At 42.9% G+C, this 17,993-nt stretch carries 20 protein-coding genes and 1 pseudogene; 11 read left to right on the top strand and 10 right to left on the bottom strand.

Annotated elements, in window-relative coordinates:
- Positions 1-148: 148 nt before the first annotated feature.
- Positions 149-3,385, bottom strand: coding sequence for a tubulin-like doman-containing protein (locus tag PN470_RS19375; protein ID WP_272104949.1), 3,237 nt, complete (start codon positions 3,383-3,385; stop codon positions 149-151).
- 2 nt (positions 3,386-3,387) lie between these two features.
- Positions 3,388-4,344 (bottom strand): ribonuclease Z, encoded by a 957-nt coding sequence (locus PN470_RS19370; RefSeq protein WP_002737515.1) that lies wholly within the window; start codon positions 4,342-4,344, stop codon positions 3,388-3,390.
- 786 nt (positions 4,345-5,130) lie between these two features.
- Between PN470_RS19370 and PN470_RS22250 the strand changes: the two are divergent.
- The 3 genes and pseudogenes from PN470_RS22250 to PN470_RS19360 all read left to right on the top strand — a co-directional run.
- A pseudogene (locus tag PN470_RS22250) lies at positions 5,131-5,359 on the top strand (putative toxin-antitoxin system toxin component, PIN family); the annotation flags it as partial.
- A 76-nt stretch (positions 5,360-5,435) separates the two neighbouring features.
- Positions 5,436-5,696 (top strand): type II toxin-antitoxin system Phd/YefM family antitoxin, encoded by a 261-nt coding sequence (locus tag PN470_RS19365; RefSeq protein ID WP_002736246.1) that lies wholly within the window; start codon positions 5,436-5,438, stop codon positions 5,694-5,696.
- A complete protein-coding gene (locus PN470_RS19360) occupies positions 5,689-5,955 on the top strand; it encodes a Txe/YoeB family addiction module toxin (protein ID WP_002756029.1) in 267 nt (88 codons plus the stop codon). The genes PN470_RS19365 and PN470_RS19360 overlap by 8 nt, the downstream gene beginning before the upstream one ends.
- A gap of 460 nt (positions 5,956-6,415) precedes the next feature.
- Here the strand turns inward: PN470_RS19360 and PN470_RS19355 are convergent, their stop codons facing one another.
- From PN470_RS19355 to PN470_RS19335, 5 genes are all read right to left on the bottom strand, one after another.
- The gene (locus PN470_RS19355; protein ID WP_271935642.1) at positions 6,416-6,889 is read right to left on the bottom strand and encodes a hypothetical protein; all 474 of its coding nucleotides are present in this window, start codon (positions 6,887-6,889) and stop codon (positions 6,416-6,418) included.
- A gap of 235 nt (positions 6,890-7,124) precedes the next feature.
- Positions 7,125-7,385, bottom strand: coding sequence for a DUF4926 domain-containing protein (locus tag PN470_RS19350; protein WP_002765844.1), 261 nt, complete (start codon positions 7,383-7,385; stop codon positions 7,125-7,127).
- A gap of 6 nt (positions 7,386-7,391) precedes the next feature.
- Positions 7,392-7,721 (bottom strand): DUF6883 domain-containing protein, encoded by a 330-nt coding sequence (locus PN470_RS19345; protein ID WP_002754856.1) that lies wholly within the window; start codon positions 7,719-7,721, stop codon positions 7,392-7,394.
- Between the two features lie 29 nt (positions 7,722-7,750).
- Positions 7,751-7,915 (bottom strand): helix-turn-helix domain-containing protein, encoded by a 165-nt coding sequence (locus PN470_RS19340; RefSeq protein ID WP_223210860.1) that lies wholly within the window; start codon positions 7,913-7,915, stop codon positions 7,751-7,753.
- 135 nt (positions 7,916-8,050) lie between these two features.
- Positions 8,051-8,269: a hypothetical protein gene (locus PN470_RS19335; protein WP_199309365.1), complete on the bottom strand. Its 219-nt coding sequence runs from the start codon at positions 8,267-8,269 to the stop codon at positions 8,051-8,053.
- A gap of 255 nt (positions 8,270-8,524) precedes the next feature.
- Here PN470_RS19335 and PN470_RS19330 point away from each other — a divergent pair, with 255 nt between their 5' ends.
- Positions 8,525-10,912 carry an ATP-dependent Clp protease ATP-binding subunit gene (locus PN470_RS19330; RefSeq protein ID WP_271935641.1) on the top strand — a complete coding sequence of 796 codons (2,388 nt, stop codon included), beginning with the start codon at positions 8,525-8,527 and terminating at the stop codon, positions 10,910-10,912.
- A gap of 54 nt (positions 10,913-10,966) precedes the next feature.
- On the opposite strand, the gene PN470_RS19325 is transcribed toward PN470_RS19330, so the two are convergent.
- Complete coding sequence (locus PN470_RS19325; RefSeq protein WP_002786556.1) at positions 10,967-11,107, bottom strand: hypothetical protein; 141 nt, start codon at positions 11,105-11,107, stop codon at positions 10,967-10,969.
- Between the two features lie 792 nt (positions 11,108-11,899).
- Between PN470_RS19325 and PN470_RS19320 the strand changes: the two genes are divergently transcribed.
- The 4 genes from PN470_RS19320 (at position 11,900) to atpC (ending at position 15,079) form a co-directional block, all read left to right on the top strand.
- Positions 11,900-12,190 (top strand): hypothetical protein, encoded by a 291-nt coding sequence (locus tag PN470_RS19320; protein ID WP_002737970.1) that lies wholly within the window; start codon positions 11,900-11,902, stop codon positions 12,188-12,190.
- Complete coding sequence (locus tag PN470_RS19315; protein WP_002737083.1) at positions 12,187-12,615, top strand: Imm30 family immunity protein; 429 nt, start codon at positions 12,187-12,189, stop codon at positions 12,613-12,615. Before PN470_RS19320 ends, PN470_RS19315 begins: the two co-directional genes overlap by 4 nt.
- Before the next feature lie 524 nt (positions 12,616-13,139).
- Positions 13,140-14,588, top strand: coding sequence for a F0F1 ATP synthase subunit beta (atpD, locus tag PN470_RS19310; protein WP_002737987.1), 1,449 nt, complete (start codon positions 13,140-13,142; stop codon positions 14,586-14,588).
- Between the two features lie 74 nt (positions 14,589-14,662).
- Positions 14,663-15,079 (top strand): ATP synthase F1 subunit epsilon, encoded by a 417-nt coding sequence (gene atpC / locus PN470_RS19305; protein ID WP_002735380.1) that lies wholly within the window; start codon positions 14,663-14,665, stop codon positions 15,077-15,079.
- 144 nt (positions 15,080-15,223) lie between these two features.
- Here atpC and PN470_RS19300 read toward each other — a convergent pair whose 3' ends face one another.
- On the bottom strand, positions 15,224-15,547 hold the full coding sequence (locus tag PN470_RS19300) for a 30S ribosomal protein PSRP-3 (RefSeq protein ID WP_002736597.1): 324 nt from the start codon (positions 15,545-15,547) through the stop codon (positions 15,224-15,226).
- 103 nt (positions 15,548-15,650) lie between these two features.
- On the opposite strand from PN470_RS19300, the gene mutT reads away from it, so the two are divergent.
- The 3 genes from mutT to mraY are packed head-to-tail and all read left to right on the top strand — an operon-like array spanning position 15,651 to position 17,446.
- On the top strand, positions 15,651-16,073 hold the full coding sequence (mutT, locus tag PN470_RS19295; RefSeq protein ID WP_002737562.1) for an 8-oxo-dGTP diphosphatase MutT: 423 nt from the start codon (positions 15,651-15,653) through the stop codon (positions 16,071-16,073).
- Complete coding sequence (locus PN470_RS19290) at positions 16,070-16,333, top strand: DUF3134 domain-containing protein (RefSeq protein WP_002735746.1); 264 nt, start codon at positions 16,070-16,072, stop codon at positions 16,331-16,333. Before mutT ends, PN470_RS19290 begins: the two co-directional genes overlap by 4 nt.
- Before the next feature lie 45 nt (positions 16,334-16,378).
- The gene (gene mraY, locus PN470_RS19285) at positions 16,379-17,446 is read left to right on the top strand and encodes a phospho-N-acetylmuramoyl-pentapeptide-transferase (RefSeq protein WP_130756550.1); all 1,068 of its coding nucleotides are present in this window, start codon (positions 16,379-16,381) and stop codon (positions 17,444-17,446) included.
- Here the strand turns inward: mraY and PN470_RS19280 are convergent, their stop codons facing one another.
- Complete coding sequence (locus PN470_RS19280; protein ID WP_002794892.1) at positions 17,447-17,770, bottom strand: HesB/IscA family protein; 324 nt, start codon at positions 17,768-17,770, stop codon at positions 17,447-17,449. It abuts the gene before it with no gap.
- Positions 17,771-17,993: the final 223 nt, after the last annotated feature.

Here is a 17,993-nt window from a genome sequence, read left to right as displayed (position 1 = left end):
AAATCTTGAGCAAAGACCTTATTATAATCCAGTTTTTTCGTTATTAGGCAATTTTTCCCGAAAATTTTCATTGTGGGGGATGTTAGTCCAGCTAACACCCCCACTCTTTCTGTTATCCGAGGACTAAAAACAAGCAATTGCCTAATTTCTACTTAACTAATTTTGCCCCACACTTAGAACAAAAATTAGACGAGGGCGGGTTTTTGTGTCCACAATTACCGCAGATAATTAAAGCTGGGTTAGCCACTTCCGTCACCGGAGAAAGAGGAATTTCTCCACCGCTATCCAACTTATAGTTATGGATTAACTGCAAAATAATTGCATCTTCCCGTTTATATTCTGTATTATCTTTTCCTCCTGTCAACTCCTCGGAACGTTGTTGTAAATATTGGATAAAAGTCCGATACAAAGCTTGTTTTTTCTCGGGAGTGGCTGCAGCCTGTAACTTAGCCGTCACCTGACTTTGAATTTTTTCCTTATCTTCGCGACAAGCTTTTACTTCTAACACCTGTACCGCATCTTCCCAACTGGTGGCGATATCGACTTTTTTTAATCCCGTTGCGGTTTTAATTTCATAGCGAATTGTTTTCTCATTAGTGACTCGATTGACTTCTGGAAAAAGCACTTTTAAAGCTCGGGCTGTCACCACCAATTGATAAATACTCGGATCTTCGGGAAAAACATCCCAGAAAGGAGGTTCCTTTTGGATATGCACGGGGATGGGTAAATCGCGATTTTCACCCATTTGTTGAGCGCGTTTGGCGAGAATAAACTCTCCTTTCCAGTCCTGATAGGATTGCCGCAGTTCTCGCATTCCCTCGAGACAACGTAGGGAAAAACCGCCAATTTCCTGCACGAAGACAAGACGATATTTTTCCACGTCTCCCAAGGGTTTAATATCGTCTTCGTTGGGAATAAATTCCCGCAGTTTCGGCATAATTTTTTGGGCTGCTGGGTTATTGGTATTTCTTCCCCCAATCAGGGCAACATTTTGATTTAATTGGGGCGTAAAACCCGCATCTTTTCCCCGCAAAACCGCAGGATTAAGCATAATTAGGGGTCGCGATTTTTGGTAGGCAATGCGAAGATTATTGATAATATCGGCATCGTTGTTATAGATTTTTAACAAGCGATCACAAGCGGCTAATTCCTGCTGAATGCGACTACTAGCAGGAGCATTTTGTAGGAGTTGATTAGCTTGGTTTAGGATAACTTTTTGAAAATCACCTTGACGAATATCGGCAATCTCGGTGATGTCAAATAAACGCATATTTTCATCGGAGCGCCGCGTTTCTTTCCAGAGGGGACTAGATTGCTTTAAAATCTCTTCTGAGAGAGGTAAACAAAGGTTATCCATACCCGTATCGTAGGCGTTTTTGTTACCAGCAATCCCCGAAGCAAATTGTTCGATAAAGTCTTGATAAAGACCATTTAATTCTTGTCTATCAAATAATTTAATCCCATTAATTAACAAAGCATCGGCACTATCAATCTGTTGGTTAGCTTGCAGATTAAATAGATCGCGACTTTGAATTAACTTCTGACGAAAGCGATTAAAACGGCTTTCTAATTGATTAAGATGTTCCAGTAAACGATTAATAACCTCTACTCCCGCACCTCTGGTTTTTCGTTGAATATTGGCCATTAAATAGCCTTCCAATCCCGTTAAAGCTTGTTCACAATATTCTTCCATCTTATCTTTTTTTGAGATATGAAGTTTATCTTTCAGATCATTAATTTCTGCCAAGGCTGTGTCGTATTCCCGTTGACGTTTACTTTCGTTTTGACTCCAAACCTGTTCTTGATCGCGACGGAATTTTTCCGCTATGTCGGTGAAGATTTGTCGTACTAAAAAAATAAAACTCTCGGCAAATTTTACCCCACGGTTCCGATCCTCAAGGATATTATAAAACTCCATTTCTAGGGACTTTTTACCCCGTTGAATAATTTCATCTCGGTTACTATAAATCTTTTTCAGATAATCGCCGTGCATCCGTTCATCGGGACTCAATTCTAGTAAATGATTGCGTTTAAATTCCTCGACTCTTGGCGTTAAATAATCATTAATAAACTGCAGAATTTTTCCCTGTTCATTGCCTAAAATATTAACACCCTGTTTGGTACAAGAGAGCCAATTATCTTGATTGATTTCCTGACGAGTTTCGTTAATCCATTGGGAGATTATGGCAATTAAAGAGCGATCCTTGTCGGCACATAAATCCATAATTAATTCCCCTTCGCTCAAGCGCATTTTTTTGAGGATATCACCTCTTACTAAGTCCAACATTTGAGCGGGTAAAATCACGGAATCATTCAGCCACCAATTAATTAAATCTTTGGCTAAACGTTCCGATAAGGAAGCACGAATTTGGGCAATAGGAATTTCAATAGTTGATAGTCCAAAACTCATAAATTGCTTAGGATAACCGCGTCCCCCCGGGTCAGCTTGCGCCCAAGAACCCTTAATATTATCTCTAATAGAACGTTTATGGGGGGCAAAATCAGAGGTCATATCTAGGAAGATATTTTGGGCGATCATTTCCCGAATTTGACCGAGTTTAAAATCACCTTCGCCGTTTTTTGTCCCCACTAAATAGGTAAAATCAAAGGGGGGTAATTTACTAACCACTTCATCGACTAAACCGCTGCTAAACTGTTGCTGATATTCAGTTCTGTAGTCAGAAAAGTAATTCAATTCCATCAAGGCAGCGTAACCATTAGCCAAAACTCGATCGCCGACACTAATCCCCGCAAATGCTTCAGGAGTGGGAACAATTGCCGTACTCAAAGGACTACTTTCCCCTCGTAACCAATTACGAATACAGTAACCTAGATCGATTAACATTCCGCTACCCGTACCACCGTTTAAAGACCCCGTAGTAAAGACATTAATAGCACTATTACTAACTTTAATTCCATAGCGATCAAGCATAAAGTTTTCTTGTCCCTTTACCCGTCTCACCGCGTCTAGAAATTTTCTTTGGATCTCATGATAATTACAAAATAAAGCAAAACGACCACAGGCGCGAATTTGTCCCGCTCCCGCTTCCAGGGAAGTAATATTTCTCTCTAATTCTGGGGGAAACCAACTATTAATCCAGGGATATCTATCCATATCAGATACCATCTCCTGTACCTGTTTTCCACTCACCCGGGCCCAGTGTTTTTCGTTATCTTTAAAAGCACTGCCAGCAGCTTCAGGATTACTGATTTTATAATCCTTATCCGTGTCAACCACCAAAAAACTGACAATCGGAAAATTGCTCAAACTGCCATAACTTTCCTCGATTAAACGACGCAAGCGCGATAAAATCTCGTTACCCGTGCCACCAATACCCACTAAAACCGTGGGAACCATGCTTTTTTCTTCTACTGCTGCTGGCATAATTACTTAACTCCTAAGGCGATTTCTTGACGGTTGCGGGGGACTTCGTAGGTGAGGAAATCGTAGGCTAATTTAGTGTTAGGAAAAATTGCCCGCGCTTCCTCTAACAGATTGGAAATATCCAGAGAATTCCCCGGTAGATAACGGGGACTAAAATGGGTCATTAATAACAATTTTACCTGGGCTGCCAAGGCCACCTGGGCTGCCATCGTCGAAGTGGAGTGAACACTTTCAAAGGCTAATCCGGCATCTTGGTGTGCAAAGGTCGCCTCATGAATTAGCACATCTGCATTTTGTGCCAATTCGATCGATCCTTCACAGAAAATAGTATCGGTACAGTAGGCAATTTTACGGCCGATTTCCGTTTCTCCGCAGAGGGACTGACCGCGAATTTTGCTGCCATCGGGGAGGGTGACAGTTTCCCCTTTTTTCAGCTTGCCGTAAATTGGTCCGGGGGGAATACCCAAAGCGTTGGCTTTTTCCGCATCAAAACGTCCAGGACGGTCTTTTTCGGCGATACGATAACCATGGGCAGGAATACGATGTTTTAATAGCTGACAGGAGACGGTAAATTCTTCATCTTCGTAGAGTATGCCGGGGGAAATGGGATGGACACGCACCCGATTGGCTAAATTAGTATAGGAATACTTAGCACAAGCACGCAGATAGTCCCCTAGTCCGGGGGGTCCGTAGATATCAATATCCTGAGCAGAACCGGCTAATCCAATACTGGCTAACAATCCCATTAAACCAAAGATATGATCCCCGTGCATATGGGTGATAAAAATGCGTCGGATTTGGGAACTTTTCAGGTCGCTACGCAGTAACTGGTGTTGAGTTCCTTCTCCACAGTCAAACAGCCATATTTCCGCCCGTTGCGGCAAACGAAGGGCGATACTAGAGACATTACGGGAACGAGTGGGAACCCCGGAACTGGTTCCTAAAAAAGTAATCTCCACAGGATAGCTGTCAGGATAGAGGATTCTTTTTCTAGTCTAGGCTGTTTTTATCGATTTCTCGATCGAATTGCTGCTTTTCTGTATTTCATCACTTGAAAACAGAAAATCCCCTGATTTTGACCTAACTCTGCAATAATTACGCGCAGCCAGAAATACACCAGCTTCCCTATCATGCTTTGTGCTTTTTGTCAAAAAAACTTTTTTTTTGCAATAAAACTACACAAAAAAAAGATCATCGTTGTGGGTGAAATTGACTAATTTACCCTTCTTAATTAGGATTACCCTGTAGATGTGGCAAGGGTTTCAACCATTGCTGCCCAAAAAAGCACAAAACAACCCATCATGAAATTCAGTAAAATCGCTGTAACCATCATAACATCGTTGTTAAATAAAAATCTTTCTCAATTAATTCTTAAGAATTTGTAAATATTGCGAAATGTTAATTTAAATATTCTCAAGTTTGTGGAGTCAATAAATAATTTTTGCTTATCTTTGTCCAAAATTGGGTTAGAAGTCAGTTATCAGTTATCAGCCGTAGCGACTGTCTTGATTGTCAAGGGGTAATTCAAAAAAACTCAAGCGGTTGCCGTAAAACTCAAAATCTCAAGCCGGAAAAAAGCGCAGCAAAAACTAAGTCGCTCAGGTTAAACCAAAGCAAGCGCAACCCTTGATCAGAGATAACAAAAAGTGTAAATCTCTAGGAACAAGGTGGTTGGGTTGAGCTATCATTATTGAGCAGGTATTACCAATCGGCTCACAAGGCGAAACCCAACCAAGATTGTGAAAATATTCCGGGAAGTTGTTGGGTTTCATGCTTCAACCCAAACTAGGAGTTTTACTCAGACTAATCGAGTTGTTATAGATACCAATGTTTTTATTAGTGCTTTACTCAATCCACTAGGAACACCCAGAAAAGTAATCAATCAGTCAATGTACCATTCTTCAGAGCAAGGCAACTTATCAAGAATTGGCAACGAGAATAAGCAAAAATAAATTTGACAAATATTTAGAAAAGGTGCTATTATCCTGAATAATAGTTGACTTGTGTTAGAATCGGTTGCACTCTTGTTGTTAATTTAAGGGATAGTTACATGAAAATTGTTACTGTTACTGAAGCCAAAGAACAAATTGATGAATTAGTGAATGATACCAATGATAATCATCAACCTATTTTGTTATCTGGTACGAAAAAGAATGCTATTTTAATTGCTGAGGAAGATTGGAACTCTATTCAAGAAACGCTTTATTTGTATTCTATTCCTGGTATGGTAGATTCAATTATTGAAGGTGGCAACACTTCTATTGAAGATTGTGTGGATGAGGCGGGTATCAGAGCAATTTTAAATGGATAATTGGCAGTTGGTTTTTACCAAACAAGCGAAAAAAGATGCTGAAAAGCTGGCTCGTACTGGGTTGGCAAAACAAGCTAACGAGTTATTAAATATTCTTAAGTCAAATCCGTATCAATCTTATCCTGTTTATGAGAAACTCAGTGGCGATTTAGCGAGCTATTATTCCAGACGTATTAATATTCAGCATCGTTTGGTTTATCAGGTTATTCCAGAAGAGAAGGTTGTCAAAGTTATACGGATGTGGACTCATTATGAATAACCCCTCTTATTTATTTTACACTGGTAACAGTATAGACTGAAAATGATTGACTTGGATTGTAAAAATATAGCAATTTGCGAATGAGTGAGGCACATACTAGGAACGTGAAAAGTTTATGGTATAAGACTTTTGCCTTCCGCAAAACGGTATAAATACCCCCAAGATAACATAAAAATACGATATAAATTCCCCTCCTCAACTGACTGAATGAAGGGGCATTTATGGTATTTTTAGAAACAATTTAGCTGGCTTTTGTGGTTTCTTTTTCGGTATATTGGGAAGGTTTTAGTTTGCGGTTGAAGAAAATACCATACAAGATCATGTTATCGCACTAAGGGAAAAATTTATAAATTTCTTGGCGATGAGTAACTCGTTGATAGATAATGGTTTGATGATTTGACCTCTCCCCCAACCCCTCTGGGAGCAGGAGAGGGGAGTTAGTCTGGATTGATTGGTAGCCTTATTCCTCTTCGTTTCTTAAAGGTATAATTCCTTTAAGAATCTTTCCTCTAATAATCAAATAGGCAGGAAAACAATACACCCAAAGGAGAAGTAAAAACAAAAAAACTGACCATGAATTACCAAATGATGGTACGAATGATCCTGTAATTTTATACTTATGAATTTCTATTCTATGGGAATCAATTGCTGCCCAAAGTGCTGTCCAGAAGACAATTCCACGCATTATAGGACCTCCTGTAATCGCTCCAAGACCAATGCCAACAACCAAAATCAACAATGTTAGTAAAAGTGAATTTCTCCAACCCATAATGAATATTAATCTTTTTAGTAGTGTTTCTATCGAATCGAGATAGACTCGCGCATCCTTGCCCATGCCATTGTTGAAATTGCGGGTAGTGCGATCGTCCTCCCTCGTAGCTAGATCAAGCAGCACCCCAACCCAACACCAAAGGGAGATAGCAGAAGCATACACACTCCCCCCCCCACAACTGTAGCAAAAGCTACAATTTAATAAATCTTTATATTCTTCTCCCTAGCTTAGGGATTCACAGGGGAAAGAGTTTCAGGTATTTTCCCCTGTTTTACTGCTTCTCAGGCGACCTATCGCCTTCCGTGAGGGATTGTGGCGCGGTGTGTCAGATTCGATAATAGGGTTCAAAATTTCGCTAACCGCTACTTGAGCCATAGCGTTTTCCCTTAAGCAGAATTCACGCCGCCTCCAGTTCATAATGCAAGACCAGAAGCTCATCGCCTGGCAGAATAGCCATCGCATATTCCCGCCCCTGACTGTCAGAAAATTCCACTAAATATTGATAGCGCGAACCTTTTTCATACACCTCAACCACCGTTCCCACCTGTCCGCTTGGCAAGCTGGGGACAGCTTCATAATCTGGCTCAACTAAAGTCAATCGCTCCCGAGGGACGGAGTTGAGGATGGCAACCGGATCTAAGAGTTTGATGTCTTTCATGGTAGTTTACTTGATAAAGGCAGAAATTAGGCGAGGGTTAGGATTAATTAAGCCGACTTCCCAGATAGTTCGCAGTTGTGTTCCTTCCCGTTCTGGTATCGTCCAATCCACTTTAAACTGCTGGCCGAATTCCGTGACCGCTTGTTGCACAACTTCCCCCTCCAGGGCAGCCTGTGAGATGAGCGATCGCAAAACCTCAGCGTTCTCGGCAGTTATTCCCAGACGAGAGCGAAAGACTCTGGCTTTATTTTTTCCCCTGGAATGTTCTGGATTTAAGCAATAGCCAATCAGTTTTTCCATCGAGATTTCTGCCAGTTCCCCGTTGGGTAATTTCATCTGCGGCACTCCGAACTTTCTGACTTCCCTCAGAGCAACTCGATTCGCAATTGGCGGCCCACCACAGAAGCCGCCCGTTGGATAGTATCGAGGGAAACGCCCGTCTTTTCGGGGTCGAGGAGGCGGTCAAGTTGCGCTCGACTGGTCTGCATCCGCGCCGCCATCTCCGTTTTCGTCAGAGAGAGCCGTTTCATCTCCTCAGCCAACTGCCGCAACCGTAACCGTTTGAGTGCCACCGCACTACAGTCCTCCTAGACCTTCTTCTTTGAGAAAATCATCGAAATCGGAGCCAGTATGGGGGTTAGGGGTCATATTTTTTCTGTTCCTTCTTACGATTGAGAGCTAAATCGATTTCCTGTTTTGGTTTTTTTTGGGACTTCTTGATGAAAGTGAACGGCACAGGGGCAGCCGATGGGAAAGCTAAACTCTACGTCCTTGATATCGCTGCCAATAATCCGGCAATCTTCACGGCTGAGAGTTTTCCACCAATCTTTGACCGGCTCCGACCCACCTTCGGCTCGAAAAAACTTGGCTGGCAGCCTTTTCAATCCTTACGTCCTCAGTTATCGCGCCTTATATGGTACATCAATAATTATCATTTCTGCATTAGTTTTGTAGAGCGACAGTTGCACAGGGGTTAGGTTATAACTGCCAGCAGCCTTAATTTTTGTTAAGGATTTTAAGCATCGCCCAAACTCACCACTGACTAACCCACCCTACTGATACGGATATCCCCCTTCCGGCTAATGTAAAGAAAACGTTACAGTAACAAGTAAAGCCCAGTAGCCAGGAAGCCGTCGATCATGTTTGAATACTTTAACCAGAAAGCTATCAAAGCGGTGATGTTCGCCCAAGAAGAAGCCCGTCGTGCCGGTCACAGTGTCGTGGGTACGGAGCATTTACTGTTAGGATTGATAGGAGAAGCCACCGCCGCCGCAGCCTTAATTCTCAAGGATTTAAAAGTCACCCTGCACGAAAGTCGCCGCCTGATTGAAGGAATGACCGGCCGTGGCAGCGGTTACAGTCCCGTTAATATCCCTTTTACCCCGAAAGCGAAAAAGATGTTCGAGCAAGCATTTCAGGAAGCTCGACAATTAGGGGAACAGGCGATCGCACCTGAACATCTATTACTCGCTATCACCGCCGATCCCGAATCCCTAGCCGCTAAAATTTTAATTATGCAGGGTGTTGATTTGATCAAACTTCGCGGCCTTTTACTGAAAAATGCTGGGGAAAAAGTCGCTAGTGGTCGCTTCACGGCAAGCAGTGACTATGAAGACCAGAAAAATGCTCCCCAAGGCGGTATTTTAGCCCAATATGGTCGCAATTTAAGCCAAGAGGTCAAAAATGGCAAAATTGACCCTGTAATCGGTAGAGAGCCAGAAATCGAGCGAGTTGTCCAAATTTTAGGCCGTCGTACCAAAAGTAACCCGATTTTACTCGGTGCGCCGGGGGTGGGCAAGACAGCGATCGCTGAAGGGTTAGCACAACGCATCCATAGTGGCGATATTCCCGAACTTTTGCAGGATAAACAGGTAATTGCCCTCGATATGGGGTCTTTACTGGCGGGAACCCGTTTTCGCGGCGATTTTGAGGAACGTTTAAAGGGTATCGTGGAGGAAGTTCGCAAATCGGGCAGTATTATCCTGTTTATTGATGAAATTCACACTCTTGTGGGTGCTGGTAGCATGGGGGGAGCTATGGATGCTTCTAACCTCCTTAAACCTGCTTTAGCTCGCGGCGAGTTACAGTGTTTAGGGGCAACCACTCTCGATGAGTATAAACAGCATATTGAGCGAGATGCGGCTCTAGAAAGACGTTTTCAGCCAGTTATGGTGGGAGAACCGACCAAAGAGCAAGCGATCGAGATTTTACGCGGTTTAAAAGCCACCTACGAGGATTTCCATCAGGTAAAATACGATCAAAAAGCGATCGAAGCTGCTGTTCATCTATCCTCGCGCTATATCAATGATCGCTTTTTACCGGACAAAGCGATCGATCTTCTCGATGAAGCGGGATCCCGCACCCATCTACGCTATTCCCTACAAAGTAAAAGTCCCGCAGAGGTTAGCGAAGAATCACCCCTAATTAACCCCGAATCTTTAATTCCGGTGGTGGATGCGGAGGAAATCGCCCAAATTGTCGCCGCTTGGACTGGTATTCCCGTTACCCAATTAACTGAAACTGAGTCGGAATCGCTCTTAAATCTGGAATATCAACTGCACGAGCGGATTATTGGTCAACAGGAGGCAGTAAATGCCGTTTCTCGTGCTATTCGTCGAGCGCGAGTCAATTTAAAGAATCCTAACCGTCCGATTGCCTCGTTTATTTTTGCCGGTCCCACGGGAGTGGGTAAAACCGAATTAACGAAAGCCTTAGCTAAGTTACTCTTTGGCTCGGAATCCAGTATGATTCGCCTAGATATGTCGGAATTTATGGAATCCCACACGGTTTCTAAATTAATTGGTGCGCCTCCCGGATACATCGGTTACAATGAAGGCGGTCAGTTAACGGAAGCAGTGCGTCGTCAACCCTATAGAGTGGTTTTGTTTGACGAAATCGAGAAAGCACATCCCGATGTTTTTAATCTTCTCCTGCAACTGTTAGAAGATGGTCGTTTGACCGATTCCCAAGGTCGTCGGGTGGACTTTAAGAATACCCTAATTATCATGACCTCGAATATTGGCTCAAAAGTCATCGAAAAGGGCGGTAATAGCTTAGGATTCGAGATGGCTGATGATTTTGCTCAATCGCGTTACCAACAGATTTCTAATCGGGTGACAGACGAGTTAAAACAATATTTCCGTCCCGAATTTCTCAACCGTCTCGATGAAATCATTGTTTTCCGACAGTTAACTCGCGAAGAAGTTACCCAGATTGCCGATATTCTGATCGCAGATCTAGCCAAACAATTGACAGAAAAAGGCATTTCTGTGCAAGTTACCGCCGCTTTTAAGGATTTGGTCATCAATGAGGGTTATGATCCTAGCTACGGTGCGCGGCCTTTACGTCGTGCCTTAACTCGACGCTTAGAGGATAGTTTAGCCGAGGCGATGTTATCGGGAAAAGTCAATTCTGGAGACCATGCGATATTAGATGTAACTGCGGACGGTGTGGTGACAGTCTCTAGTCATCAGCGCTCTGAGCAGAGCGATATTCTCTCGCAATTACAGTTACAACCGGTGGGTTAATCCGCTCAAAAATTGCTTTTTTCGGGGTTGAAAATTTTTCAACCCCAATTTTTATCATCCTGGAAAAATAACTTCTAGGGGAGCGGGAATCATCTCGGTGCGAAAGTCCAGAATCTGAACTAGGATTAAATAGGCAACGGCGATTAAAATCGAAATCGCTCCCGTGATAATGGCGATAATTTTAGCAGAATTCATATAATTAACCGATAATTTCCTGAGATTGCCGCAAAAGCTACCGAAATTTATTCTCATCTACGATTGCGAGCCTAAACAATTGAAACTGAAGATATCTTACAGCACAATTCTCCCGGACGGTTGAGGGAAGGGAGTGCGTCTCAGTAAAGCTGTCCCTTGAAAATTTGACAGGAGATAGTTCTTGTGTTTCAGTATATAGACTAAAATCTATGGTCAAGCTTTAAATTATTTTTTATTTGAATCTGTGCAACCAGCAAAACCCTTGTTATAATCGCCAATATATGGTATGAGTCCAATTCCATCCACTGCATCGGCATCTTCAAAGTTGATCAACCTCGCTTTGTTTTAAGGTAGGCTAAGGCCTGCCTTACTTTTTTGGGTTGGGAAGAGGGGAGCAGGGGGAAAAGAGGAAAATGGGTCATTAAAGCTTAATTATCAGGAAAAAGCTCTGATCGTGTCTAAATTCTAGCTTTCTTTCGGGGCAAGCTTTCGGGTGATCAATAACTAACAGAAACTAAATTTTCGAGTTGTTGTTAGAAAATAGGCAAGCGCTCGCTTATAAAATAGGAGTTTCAGCACTTATGTGTTGACAGGGATTTTCCGAGATAGAAGAGTGATAAGATTTTTATTCACCTATGATCAACCTATGGCCTAAAATAATCATAAGGAGACAACATCACTCAATTTAAACTACTGACAGGAGAAGGAAAAGTCGGGACATACGGCGACTTGTTAAAATTAGGTCGTAGAGGAGATAACTTAACCCCTCATCATCTACCATCCAATGCGTATATGAAAGCGAAAATCAAAGGTTACACAACTAATCAAGGAATTGCTATCATGATGGAACACTTATCCCCCGGAAAAGGAGGTCGTCATCGTCAAACCTTATCTTATGGTAAAAGTCCAGACTTAACTCTTTCCCCTCGACAAACCTTAGCACAAGAAGTTTGGGATATTCGCTCAATTTATCTAGGTCAAGGATTATATAATGCAGATATTAGAAAGGGATTACAAGAACTCATTCAACTTAATAAAACTACTTGGTCAACCTTTTTTGATCAAGGAGCAACAACCCCATGAATTTAATAAAAATCCTACAAGAGAATCGCTTAATGAAAACACCCCAAGAAATTAACTTATTTGAGGAAACATTAGAAAAACTTGCCAAATATCCTGATGATAAAGATTTAAAAGACTTACATCTTATCCTAGATGATAACTGTGAACATCCTGAAATTATGTTTAGTTTATTGCATTTTTTAGAAGATTTTGAACCCCAACAACAAATACAGGCTTTTATTGAAGTGATTCCTCAATTAATGATAACTGCACCAGAATGGACAAAAATCATTCACTATCGAATGATTAATGATGAATCTGCTGTTAAAATTTATCAGAATAGTCTGGAATTAGCCAATCAAAAAACACCTCATTTTTTGTATCAACTTTTACTAGAAAGCGTCAAAAATCAGATTAATTCATCCTCGGAGGTCATCTTAACCTAAATTTTTGTATGACTTATAGAAATTAAAATGGTATTTTGGTATCTGTAATCCCTTAAAAAATGTCGCTTTTTCTGGCATTTGTTCAAGCTTAATTAATTTAATTTGAGACTCAGCGACTTCCCCCAACCCCCCAAAAGCTTGGATTGAGTAATAAAATCAAAAGTAAACGCCAATTTTAAAAGAGAGTTTCCCCTTAAAAATCCCAACCTATATCTTGAGCAATTAAACCCTCGACACTGTGGCCATCTTCTCCTTGAGACATGAGGCAACGTTCAATTAAAGGCAAACCCCTGTGTTTGTCAAGCAGGGAGCGGGAAGCGGGGAGTGGGAAGCGGGAAGTGGGGGGAACAAATAAAATAATCTCCTGTCTCCGAGTCTCGTGACGACCGACTGCTGAGGGCTGATAGCGAAAATAACTGATCTGATCCCCTAGCGTGATAAGCTGTGTATTGGCTAATTTTACAAAAAATTAAGACTTTCCCCTTGTGGGAGTTATCAGCTAAAACCCAGAGCAGACATAAACAATGGTAGCGACAACAGAAACTAACGTTGGTAAAATCGTCCAGATCATCGGTCCTGTCATCGATGCCGAATTTCCCAGTGGCAAACTGCCCCGTATTTATAATGCCTTAACCGTAAAAGGAACTAACTCCGCCGGTCAAAATCTATCGGTTACTTGTGAAGTGCAACAGTTACTCGGTGATAACCAAGTGCGGGCTGTTGCCATGAGTACCACCGATGGTTTAGTGCGCGGTATGGATATCGTGGATACCGGCGCAGCGATTAGCGTTCCCGTGGGTAAATGCACCCTCGGTCGGATTTTTAACGTTCTTGGTGAACCCGTGGACGAAAAAGGACCGGTTAACGTCACCGAAACCTCTCCTATTCACCGTCCCGCTCCCAAATTAGTCGATCTTGAAGTAACACCGACGGTTTTTGAAACCGGTATCAAGGTAATTGACTTGCTCACCCCCTACCGTCAAGGTGGCAAAATCGGCCTCTTTGGGGGTGCTGGTGTGGGCAAAACCGTCATTATGATGGAATTAATCAACAATATCGCCATTCAACACGGGGGTGTCTCGGTTTTTGGCGGTGTGGGTGAAAGAACCCGCGAAGGAAACGACCTCTACAACGAGATGATCGAATCGAAGGTAATCAACGCTGATAACCCCGAAGACTCGAAAATTGCCCTCGTTTACGGTCAGATGAACGAACCCCCCGGAGCGAGAATGCGCGTCGGTCTCTCTGCTTTGACCATGGCCGAATATTTCCGCGATGTCAGCAAGCAAGACGTACTCTTATTTATTGATAATATCTTCCGTTTCGTGCAAGCCGGTTCGGAAGTATCGGCGCTCCTCGGTCGGATGCCTTCTGCGGTAGGATACCAACCCACCCTCGGCACTGACGTAGGCGACCTGCAAGAGCGGATTACCTCCACCAAAGAGGGATCGATCACTTCCATCCAAGCGGTCTATGTACCTGCGGATGACTTGACTGACCCCGCTCCCGCTACTACCTTCGCTCACTTGGATGGAACTACTGTACTATCCCGGGGTCTGGCTTCCAAAGGTATCTATCCGGCGGTAGATCCCCTCGGTTCCACCAGCACCATGCTCCAAGCTGATATCGTCGGTGATGAACACTACGGCACCGCTCGCGCCGTCCAATCTACCCTGCAACGCTATAAAGAGTTACAGGACATCATCGCTATTCTCGGTTTAGACGAATTGTCGGAAGAAGATCGTCTCACCGTTGACCGCGCTCGCAAAATTGAGCGTTTCCTCTCGCAACCTTTCTTCGTGGCGGAAGTGTTCACCGGTTCCCCGGGTAAATACGTTACCCTCGCTGATACGATCAAAGGCTTCCAGATGATCCTCAAAGGTGAACTCGATCGCTTACCCGAACAAGCGTTCTATATGGTCGGCAATATCGATGAAGCGATCGCTAAAGGCGAAAAACTCAAAAAAGGCTAATTAAAAGTCAGTAGTAACCGCGTTTAGCGGTTACTTAACCCAGAAATCTGCCAAAATTATCGTTATTATCACCAATGAGCATTACAGTACGGGTTATTACACCCGATCGCATTGTCTGGGATAACGTGGCCGAAGAAGTAATCCTACCCAGTTCCACGGGACAATTAGGTATTCTTAGCGGTCACGCTCCTTTATTAACTGCCCTGAATATTGGCGTAATGCGAATTCGACCGGGGAAAGACTGGGAAAATATCGCAGTTTTGGGCGGTTTTGCCGAAGTCGAAAATAATGAGATCAAAGTCCTCGTTAATGGGGCGGAATTAGGCTCAAAAATCGATAAGGAAAAAGCTCGCGCCGAATACGAACGGGCCCAAACTCGTCTCGATGAAGTCAGTAAAGGGGATGACCGTCGCAAAACTATCCAAGCGCAACAATCATGGCGCAAAGCTCGCGCTAGATACCAGGCCGCTGGCGGTTTAGTATCGGTTTAAACCCAACCAAATCAAATTAAATTAAAGCAAAATCGGGCGGGTTTATATAAACCTACCCGATTAATTTTTTAGCCTTTAGCAATCAGCTTTTAGCCATTTTTCTGCCTATTATCAAGATTATCTAGCTGACGGCTAAAAAGCCGATTAATTGCTACCACTAAACACAACTTCGGGGAATTTTAACTGTGCATCGGCCATGGTGATTTGTCGGCCTTGATTGCGTAACTCTTGCCAAAAATTAATTACTTCTGTGGCTTTGTTGAGAACATCAACGCGATCGGACTCATCAATCCAGTGTTTTGCTTCTAACTCCTCTTGCAGTTGTTGCCAAGCATCATTGCGCGGCCAGAAAAAATAAGCGGTGAGGGGGCTAGTTCCTTTGCCGACCACCTGATCTACAGCGATCGCTACGTTCTGATCTAACCACAATACTTTTAAAATAAACTTTGATTCGGAACTGACTGTCATTGTTAATCGTTAATCGTACAATTCTCGATTATATCATCTTTTGACTCAATTCTCCGCAGTCAGTTTTTAACTATTTTTTCCTATTTTTTCGCCAATAACCACTATGATTCCCGAAACAGACTCTTTAGCTTCTAAACAAATCGGTGTGGCCGTAATTAGAGATGATCGAGATTTAATTTTAATCGATCGCCGTCTGGCCAAGGGACTCCTAGGCGGTTTTTGGGAATTCCCCGGCGGCAAAATCGAAGGCAATGAAACGGTGCAGGAATGTATTAAACGAGAGATATTAGAAGAAATTGGCATTGACATCGCGGTTGATAGTCATTTAATCACTATCGACCACACCTATAGTCATTTTCGGGTTAATCTACAAGTATATAACTGTCGTTATCTCAGAGGCCAAGCAAGAGCGATCGAATGTGAAGAAATCCGCTGGGTAACTATCCAGGAACTAGATAATTACACTTTCCCCGCGGCCAATCAAGAGATTATCAGAGCCTTAAAAGACATGGTAAACTCGAAATGATTGCTGTTAATCGTCGAGTGATTATGCTTAATCCTTCTATTCGTCAAGAACCCCGCTACGAACCGGCCGCGGTTATTCCCCTAAAAAAAGACGCTTCCATTGTCGAGTGGTTAGAAAAAAATAATCGCATGATTCCCCGGGATAAAATCGCCGAACCGGATCTGACTCTCGAAGAAGATGTGGAACTATCTGAACTGATGGATGTCGATGATATCGGTTATGATGACGACGAGGACGAATTAGTCTTAGATGAAGATTAATCCTGTCTTCTTTGGCAAATTTTACCCTTATCTGACGCTTTAGTCGTGAACGCTAACATTTTTTCCGCCCCTATCTTTAAAAAACCCACTGGAACCCATCTCCTGATTCTACTAACGGGATTACTATTTCTGTTAGTAGTTTTTTTTCAGTCCACTAATTCCCTGTTAATCCCCCTGATGGCCACAACGTTAATCAGTGCTGGTCTTGGTTGTCAAGTAGTCCCGATGCTGCGGCGCTTGAAAATGGGTCAGATTATGCGCGAAGATGGACCCCAGGCCCATTTAAAGAAAGCAGGAACCCCGACGATGGGAGGCAGCTTTTTTGTGCCAGTAGCCCTTATTTTCGCTTTAATCTGGTCTAAATTTACTCCTAATGTGGTGGCGGTTGCTTTGCTGACTTTTGCTTACATGGGTATCGGTTGGTTAGATGATTGGCAAATTTTGCGTTATAAGTCGAATAAGGGCCTATCTCCCCGGATGAAGTTAATTTTACAGATAACGGGGGCGGTGCTTTTTTGCCTCTGGATGTCGTTCAATCAGGTGAGTACCGATATCGGCCTTTGGGGTCGATTAGTCATTCCTTTGGGCTTTTTCTTCTGGATTTTGGCGGGATTTGTCCTTGTGGCTGAAAGTAACGCCACTAATCTCACCGATGGGGTGGATGGATTAGCGGGGGGAACAGGTGCGATCGCTTTTTTGGGTTTAGCCATTATTATCGCTCCTAGTCATCCAGATTTGGCGATTTTCTGCACTTGTTTTGCTGGTGCTTGTCTAGGCTTCATTTTTCATAACCGCAACCCCGCTAAAGTCTTTATGGGTGATACGGGTTCCCTCGCTTTGGGAGGTGCTTTAGCTGCGGTGGGTTTAATTACTGGACATCTCTGGGGATTATTTTTAATTAGTGGTCTCTTCTTTCTGGAATCTCTTTCGGTAATCGCTCAGGTTATCTATTATAAAGCCACAAAAGGACCCGATGGCAAGGGCAAAAGATTATTAAAAATGGCTCCTTTTCATCATCATTTAGAATTAAGTGGTTGGACGGAAACGAAGATTGTGGGAGCTTTTTATCTGGTTAATGCGCTTTTAGTTGTCTTGGCTATTTGGAGCAGTTAATTAAGCACTAAAGGAAAGACCACAACCGCAGGTATTTTGGGTGTTGGCATTGGTAAAACGGAAACCACCACCCATGAGATCTTCTGAATAGTCTAATTTTAAAATTTGTAGGTAGCGATCGCTGTCAGGATCGACTACAATATTAATACCCTGACTTTGATAAAAGCGATCGTTTTCTGCCGCAATAGGGGTTAATTCGAGATGATAGTGAAGTCCCGAACAACCACCATTTTTTACTGCCAAACGCAGATAGGAACCAGTCAGACGACGGCTTTGACTCCAACGTTCAATTTCTCTAGCGGCGGCGGGACTTAATTCGATCATTGTTTTTGAGACTATTGTAATAATAATATCAAGTTCTTGTGAAGTTATACCACAGTTATTATCAAACTTTATGTTAAGTAGCTGGTTATAATTAAATTAAAAATGGATTTTAGGTTCGATCCCCCCTGCCCCCCTTGATAAGGGGGGTGCCGATCCCCCCTTAGTCCCCCCTTGATAAGGGGGGTGCCGATCCCCCCTTAGTCCCCCCTTGATAAGGGGGGTG

This window comes from Microcystis sp. CS-574 (assembly GCF_028329095.1).
Lineage (GTDB): Bacteria > Cyanobacteriota > Cyanobacteriia > Cyanobacteriales > Microcystaceae > Microcystis > Microcystis ichthyoblabe_A.
Note: the sequence above shows the minus strand (reverse complement) of the source record. Positions and strands in the feature narration are given on the sequence as shown.